The organism is Pseudomonas sp. GW821-FHT07E12 (genome assembly GCF_058986605.1).
On record NZ_JBYSVX010000087.1, the window covers coordinates 1 to 1,728 of the forward strand.

General features: G+C 68.6%; 2 protein-coding genes. Both read right to left on the bottom strand.

Features of this window, described 5'->3' with window-relative positions; genetic code table 11:
* Window positions 1-65 precede the first annotated feature (65 nt).
* Window positions 66-782 carry a haloacid dehalogenase-like hydrolase gene (locus tag AC3WJE_RS21005; protein WP_493732785.1) on the bottom strand — a complete coding sequence of 239 codons (717 nt, stop codon included), beginning with the start codon at window positions 780-782 and terminating at the stop codon, window positions 66-68.
* Window positions 775-1,572 carry an indole-3-glycerol phosphate synthase TrpC gene (trpC, locus tag AC3WJE_RS21010; protein ID WP_493732786.1) on the bottom strand — a complete coding sequence of 266 codons (798 nt, stop codon included), beginning with the start codon at window positions 1,570-1,572 and terminating at the stop codon, window positions 775-777. The genes AC3WJE_RS21005 and trpC overlap by 8 nt, the downstream gene beginning before the upstream one ends.
* Window positions 1,573-1,728: the final 156 nt, after the last annotated feature.

Consider the following 1,728-nt stretch of genomic DNA (forward strand, 5'->3'; position numbering starts at 1 on the left):
GCGATGGGGCGTTCCCGGTAACGCCCCATCGCGGCTGAAGCCGCTCCTACAACGACGGGTCTGCGCTATGCCGGATCGCCGCCGCGATCGTGGCAGCCCCAATTCAGGATCGGCGTGCCGGGGGGGAGCACCTCGCGGAACAAGGCCACGCGGCTGCGCTTCGGGTTGACCACCACCGGGGAACGCGCGGCCTTGAGCAGCGGCAGGTCGGCGCTGCTGTCCGAGTACGCCACGTCGATCTGGCCGTAACCGAGTTCGCGCAGCATCCGCATCTTCTCTTCGTTGTGGCAATGCCGCTTGGCGGTGACCGCCCCCAGGCGCGGCCCGACCAGGCTGCCGATCACGGGCACGTCCTGGTGCGCGACGAAGCCCAGAATCGCGCGTGCCAGCTCCGGCGGCGCGCCGGTGGCGACGACCACCCGATCGCCGGCCCGGCGATGGCCCGCGAACACCTGCAGCGCATGCTGCAGCAGCCGACGACGGATCTCGGCCTCGTGCTTGAGCACATAGGCATCGATCACGCGATTGAAGTCGCGCACCCGATGCAGCCCGAACGTGGCGATCCAGACATAGCCGGATATGCCGTGGCGGCGGGTCGGCAACCACGCGACCAGCGGCCCCAGGAGCGGCGTCGCCAGCAGCGCGGCCAGCAGCCGCAACGGGTTGCGCCGGATCAGCCAGGCGAACAGGTGGCTGCCGGAATCACCGTCGTAGAGGGTGTGATCGAAGTCGAAGACGACCAGCGGCGCGTCGGCGCGCGGGCTCGGATACGCCTCAGTCATGGGCGAAGAACAACTGACGCAGGGCCTCGCCCGGCTCTTCTGCGCGCATGAAGGTCTCGCCGACCAGGAACGCGTCGACGCCGTTGTCGCGCATCAGCTTCACGTCGGCGGGGCTGAGGATGCCGCTTTCGGTGACCAGCAGGCGGTCCCTGGGCACCGCGTTCTTCATCGCCAGCGTGGTCTGCAGGGTGACTTCGAAGGTGCGCAGGTTGCGGTTGTTGATGCCGATCATCGGCACCGGCACCTGGATCGCGCGCTCCAGCTCGTCGATGTCGTGGACCTCCACCAGCACGTCCAGGCCGAGCTGCATCGACAGCCCGGACAGATCGGCCAGTTGGGTGTCGTCCAGCGCGGCGACGATCAGCAGGATGCAGTCGGCACCCAGCACGCGCGCTTCGTAGACCTGATAGGGGTCGACGGTGAAGTCCTTGCGCAGCACCGGCAGCGTGCAGGCCTCGCGCGCCTGCTGCAGGTAGGCGTCGGCGCCCTGGAAGAAATCCACGTCGGTGAGCACCGACAGGCAGCTGGCGCCGCCGAACTCGTAGCTCACCGCGATGTCGGCCGGGTGGAAGTCCGGACGGATCACGCCCTTGGAGGGGCTGGCCTTCTTGATCTCGGCGATCACCGCCGCATCGCCCTGCGCGATGTTGGCCTGCAACGCCGCGGTGAAACCGCGCGTAGTCGGCAGGTCGACGCTGCGCGCGACCAGTTCCGCCAGCGGCACGCGCAGGCGGCGCTCGGCGATCTCGTCGGCCTTGCGGGCGAGGATGGTGGTGAGAATGTCGCTCATCGTGTCGGTTCCTGGTGGGCGCGCATTATCGGCCACAAGCGGCCGGAAGCGCGAAATGGCCTGGCAGCGCCTTGCCTGGTAGGAGCGGCTCTGGGTGGCCTAGGGCCATCAGCCGCGATGAAGCTTTCCCGGGCAAGCCACATCGCGGCTGATGGC

What these genes read in the sequence shown, in the direction of transcription:
- AC3WJE_RS21005 (WP_493732785.1), bottom strand. Translation starts at nt 782, where the DNA reads ATGACTGAGGCGTATCCGAGCCCGCGCGCCGACGCGCCGCTGGTCGTC.
- trpC (WP_493732786.1), bottom strand. Translation starts at nt 1,572, where the DNA reads ATGAGCGACATTCTCACCACCATCCTCGCCCGCAAGGCCGACGAGATC.